This is a genomic window from Kitasatospora sp. NPDC028055 (assembly GCF_040637885.1).
Taxonomy (GTDB): domain Bacteria; phylum Actinomycetota; class Actinomycetes; order Streptomycetales; family Streptomycetaceae; genus Kitasatospora.
Window position 1 is genome coordinate 1 of record NZ_JBEZXE010000101.1, and the last position, 4,981, is coordinate 4,981.

The following is a 4,981-nucleotide window of genomic DNA, read 5'->3' on the forward strand; positions in this document are numbered from 1 at the left end:
CTCTCCCCCCCCCCCCCCACTTTCCGAGGGGGGGGCCCCGTACCTCGCCGCCCCCCCGGGACGCGGTCCCGTCCCCGGCCCGACCGGCCCACCGGTGGCCCCGGAAAACGGAAAAGTGCCGGTCGATAAGGATCTCGACCGGCACTTTCCCTGAGCCCACAGGCTCACAGCTGGTGTCCGAGGGGGGACTTGAACCCCCACGCCCGATAAAGGGCACTAGCACCTCAAGCTAGCGCGTCTGCCATTCCGCCACCCGGACCGGGTGTCGTCCTCGCGGCTTCCGATCTCTCGTCCGTCGCGCTGACAGATGTAACTGTAGCAAAGATCGGCTTGAGCTCCCAAAACGGCTCCGGAACGGGCGGACGTGCTGGTGGCGGGGCCGGTGGCCGGGGCAGGGGGCGGTCTGTGGCGGGGGTGTGACCAGCGGGTTTCGGGGGCGTGCGGGGGGTGGATCGTGATCGAGGGCTGGGGGAGGATGGGCGGACGTGCTCGTACGGCCCGGGTGCAGGTCCTGGGGGTGGCGCGCTGGCGCGTCGGTGCGGGCCCAAGACGAGGAGTGACCGTGAGCGAGCGGAGCGAGTCGGCGGCGCCGAAGGTGACGGCTGAGTCGGAGGTCGCCGAGATCTGTCGCGATCTGATCCGGATCGACACCAGCAACTACGGGGACGGCTCCGGTCCGGGCGAGCGCAAGGCAGCCGAGTACGTGGCCGAGCAGCTCGCGGAGTTCGGGATCGAGCCGCAGATCTTCGAGTCGGCCAAGGGGCGGGCCTCGACGGTGGTCCGGATCGAGGGCGAGGACCGGTCCCGCCCAGGCCTGCTGATCCACGGCCACACCGACGTGGTGCCGGCCAACGCCGCGGACTGGACGTACGACCCCTTCGGCGGCGAGATCGCCGACGGCTGCGTCTGGGGGCGCGGCGCGGTCGACATGAAGGACATGGACGCGATGACCCTCGCCGTCGTCCGTGACCGGCTGCGCACCGGCCGCAAGCCCCCGCGCGACCTGGTGCTCGCCTTCCTCGCGGACGAGGAGGCCGGCGGCACCTACGGCGCCCGCTTCCTGGTGGACAAGCACCCGGAGCTGTTCGAGGGCGTGACCGAGGGCATCGGCGAGGTCGGCGGCTTCTCCTTCACCGTCAACGACCAGGCCCGGTTCTACCTGGTGGAGACGGCCGAGAAGGGCATGCACTGGATGCGCCTGACGGTCGAGGGCCGGGCCGGGCACGGCTCGATGTCGAACGACGACAACGCGATCACCGAGCTGTGCGAGGCCGTCGCCCGGCTCGGCCGCCACAAGTTCCCGCTGCGGATCACCCCGAGCGTGCGGGCCTTCCTGGACGAGCTGTCGGACGTCCTCGGGTACCGGCTGGACCCGGAGGACATGGACGAGGTGGTCCGCGTGCTCGGCGGCATCGCCAAGATGATCGGCACCACGTTCCGCAACACCGCCCAGCCGACCATGCTCGGCGCCGGCTACAAGGTGAACGTGATCCCCGGTCAGGCCACCGCCCACGTGGACGGGCGCTTCCTGCCCGGCTACGAGGAGGAGTTCCTCGCCGAGCTGGACAGCGTGCTGGGCCCGCGCGTGAAGCGGGAGAGCCTGCACTCGGACCGGGCGATCGAGACCGACTTCGACGGCGCGCTGGTCGAGGCGATGCAGACCGCGCTGCGTGCGGAGGACCCGATCGCCCGGGCGGTGCCGTACTGCCTGTCGGGCGGGACGGACGCCAAGTCCTTCCAGGACCTCGGCATCCGCTGCTTCGGCTTCGCGCCGTTGCAGCTGCCGCCGGAGCTGGACTTCGCCGGGATGTTCCACGGCGTGGACGAGCGGGTGCCGGTGGACGGGTTGAAGTTCGGCGTCCGGGTGCTGGACCGCTTCATCGACGCCTGCTGATCGAGCGAGGCCTGCCGATCAGACTGATCAGGCGACTGGGTCGGCCCGCTCCCGGACTGCCGGGGGCGGGCCGACCGCATTGTCGGAGCGCATGATTGTGGGACGGGTGGAAAGCGGTCAACAGAAACGATTCTGCTTGTAATTCCGCGCCGAGCATCTGTGCGAAGGATCACCGTTGCGGGTGAATGGGAAATCTGTTCCGTACCCCGTTTGCCGCAGCGTCGTTCATTCCTTTGCAGCCCGCCGAACGGGTTGCGTTGTCCATACAGGAGGAATGATGAAGGTCAAGAAGATCGCCGCTGTCGCCGCCGCCACCGGTGGCCTGGTGCTCGCCGCCGCCGGTGTGGCGTCCGCTCACGGCGGTGCCGCTGCCGATGGTGTGGCCGCGGGCTCCCCGGGTGTCGTCGCGGGCAACCAGGTCCAGGTCCCGGTCCACGTGCCGGTGAACCTGTGCGGCAACACCGTCAGCGTGATCGGCGTGCTGAACCCGGCGTTCGGCAACCACTGCGCCAACTTCTGAGCCGATCTCCGGGCCGCTGAGGCCCGTTGAGCCGGGCTCGGTACGGCCCCCGGGCGGCGGACGCGCCGCGCCGGGGGCCTTTGCGTGTCGGGTTCGACAAGATCGAACGCCCCGATCACTCGATCGGGTGAAGCTGCTTCGTTCGGCTCAACCTCCCCGTTGGCCTCTCGTTAACTCCTGTGCAGTCAAAGGCCTTGCGCGATTTCCGGATATTCGGAAATTCCGACTTTCATACGAGTTCATGCCAAGGTCGCCACGCCGTCTCGAAACGTCAGGGGAAATCATGAGGAATGTAGCCAAGAAGGGGATCCTCACTGCCGTGGCCACCGGCAGCGTGCTGGCCTCGACCGCCGGCTACGCCTACGCGGGCGCCGAGGCGCAGGGAGGTGCCGCGGGATCACCGGGTGTCGCCTCGGGGAACTCGGTGCAGGTGCCGGTCGAGGTGCCGATCAACGCCTGCGGCAACACGGTCGACGTGATCGGCGTGCTGAACCCGGCGTACGGAAACCACTGCGCCAACGCCTCCGGCAGCGGCCGCCACGCCGCCCCGCAGCCCGGCCAGGGCAGCCACTCCGGGGGCAGTGCCGGTTCCGGCGCGGGCGCCACCCGGGGCTCCTCCGCCTCGGGTGCCTCGGCGAGCGGCACCGCGGCGAACTCGCCCGGGGTGATCTCCGGCAACAGCGTCCAGGCCCCGGTGCACGTCCCGGTCAACGCCTGCGGCAACTCCGTGAACGTGGTGGGCGCCGGCAACCCGGCCTTCGGCAACGAGTGCGGCAACGTGGCCCACCCCGCCCCGAAGCCGAGCGACGACTGCCCCGAGGACCACACCCCGCCGCCGTCGACCGGTGGCGACACCGGTACGGGCGGCCCGCGCACCGGCGGCCCGTCGACCGGCGCCACCCCGAGCACCCCGGTCGCCCAGCCGTCGAGCAACGGCGGCACCCAGGTCGTCCCGGCCGCCGCCCACACCAGCGCCCCGGCCGCCCCGGCCGCCCAGAGCGTCGCCGCGAACGGTGAGCTCGCCCACACCGGCGCCGGTGGCGTCGAGATGCTCGGCGCCGCCGGGCTCGCGCTGCTGATCGGTGGCGGCGTGCTCTACCGCCGGGCCCGCGCCGGCGCCCGCTGAGCCCGCTCGTGGAGCCCGTCGACGGACAGAGTCGAACAGCTGAACGCCTGAACAGATGAACGAACGCACCTGCGGCCGCCCGGTGAACGGGCGGCCGCAGGTGCGTTAAGGTTCGGCGTGTGCCGCCCGTCACCAGCTCCGGATCTGCCGGATGATCCGTCGCTTGAGTCGGACCGTCCGGCTGCCGTCGGGGAACAGTCGCAGTCGGTCGAGCTCCCAGTGCCCGTACTCGGCATGCTCGGTGAGCAGTTGGCGCGCCGCGTTGCGGGTGGTGCCGCGCGGCATGCGCAGCGACTGGTACTCGTACTCCGGCTGCCGGACCGGCTTCGGTGGGGTCAAAACGCTCCTCCTGAGGATCACCTGCACGCAAGCCTACGGCCTGCCCCGGACAGTCGGCCCGGGTATTTCCGGCCGTCCTCCCGTCCCGGTGCGGCGGTTCGACGGCTCCCGGCCCGGAGGCTCGTCTGACAGTGCATCAGTTCTGTTGCTGCTGTGGAGGGGATACCCCGATACCGGCGCGCGAAGCGGTACCCGGACGGCCCCGCCTGGCCGCGTGCACGCCCTCTGCGCCCGCCCCGCGCCGGTCCCGACGGGGGACAGAACGCCCTGAATCGGACATCAGGGGGGAAGTTGCGGTGAAATCGCGGGTGTAGGTGACAACCGCTGTGCGTACCTGCGCTGCGGGGAGATAGCGTCTGCACCATGTCTGATGCCGCGCAGCCCACCATTGCCGAGGTACGCGCCGCCGCTGAGGCGGTCAAGGCCGCCATCGACCGTCATCTGGAAGCGGTGTCAAGCCCCAACGCAGCTGATGATCCCGCCGTCTCCGCTGCCTACGAGCAGCTCGCGACGGCGGCCATCGCCTACGACCAACTCCTGTACGAGGTCTACGACGAGGTCACCCCGTTCGAGATCCCCGGCGACGAGGGGCCGGGCGGCTACCACGGCCCGGAACAGCCCGAGGCGATCAGCGTGCTGATCCGCCGCGACTACCACGTGGTCGACCCCAAGCGGCTGCGCGCGCAGGCCGAGCGGCTCGACGAGTCGCTGACCCCGGGTGGTGCCGGCGGCGTGAACTCCGCGATCGGCGTGCTGTTCGGCGAGTACGAGCCGGACGAGATCGCCGCCCGCAGCGAGGAGTTCGGCCTGGAGGAGGCGGACTCGACGCTCTGGGTCGCGGCGGCCGAGCCGACCGAGCCGGGGGAGTGGCTGCCGGAGCCCTTCGAGCACGCCGACCCGCAGTTGCTGATCTGCCGGTTCGACGTGAGCGAGGTCTACGACGACGAGGACCCCGACGACTGACATCGGACGAACGCGCGAGGGGCGGGCCCGGAACTCCGGACCCGCCCCTCGCACGTTCGTCGGTCGGGGGGGGGGGGGCGCCCCCCCCCCCCGCGGGGGCGCGGGCGGGGGCCCGCGGGGGGCCGCGGGGCGGCGCCGC

The 4,981-nt window shown here is 71.2% G+C and carries 5 protein-coding genes and 1 tRNA gene; 4 read left to right on the forward strand and 2 right to left on the reverse strand.

Translation table 11 applies throughout. The features are described 5' to 3' along the window. Window positions 1-171 precede the first annotated feature (171 nt). Window positions 172-259, reverse strand: a tRNA-Leu gene (locus AB0F71_RS39650). A 303-nt stretch (window positions 260-562) separates the two neighbouring features. On the opposite strand from AB0F71_RS39650, the gene AB0F71_RS39655 reads away from it, so the two are divergent. The 3 genes from AB0F71_RS39655 to AB0F71_RS39665 all read left to right on the forward strand — a co-directional run bounded on the left by AB0F71_RS39655 (window position 563) and on the right by AB0F71_RS39665 (window position 3,540). Further along, entirely contained in the window at window positions 563-1,894 is a 1,332-nt protein-coding gene (locus tag AB0F71_RS39655; protein ID WP_360246117.1) for a M20/M25/M40 family metallo-hydrolase, read from the forward strand. A gap of 274 nt (window positions 1,895-2,168) precedes the next feature. After that, a complete protein-coding gene (locus AB0F71_RS39660) occupies window positions 2,169-2,414 on the forward strand; it encodes a chaplin (RefSeq protein WP_360246120.1) in 246 nt (81 codons plus the stop codon). A gap of 283 nt (window positions 2,415-2,697) precedes the next feature. Beyond that, on the forward strand, window positions 2,698-3,540 hold the full coding sequence (locus tag AB0F71_RS39665; RefSeq protein WP_360246122.1) for a chaplin: 843 nt from the start codon (window positions 2,698-2,700) through the stop codon (window positions 3,538-3,540). A gap of 129 nt (window positions 3,541-3,669) precedes the next feature. Here AB0F71_RS39665 and AB0F71_RS39670 read toward each other — a convergent pair whose 3' ends face one another. Beyond that, the gene (locus tag AB0F71_RS39670) at window positions 3,670-3,879 is read right to left on the reverse strand and encodes a DUF5703 family protein (RefSeq protein ID WP_350517275.1); all 210 of its coding nucleotides are present in this window, start codon (window positions 3,877-3,879) and stop codon (window positions 3,670-3,672) included. Between the two features lie 363 nt (window positions 3,880-4,242). Here AB0F71_RS39670 and AB0F71_RS39675 point away from each other — a divergent pair, with 363 nt between their 5' ends. Continuing rightward, window positions 4,243-4,842, forward strand: coding sequence for a hypothetical protein (locus AB0F71_RS39675; protein ID WP_360246125.1), 600 nt, complete (start codon window positions 4,243-4,245; stop codon window positions 4,840-4,842). Window positions 4,843-4,981: the final 139 nt, after the last annotated feature.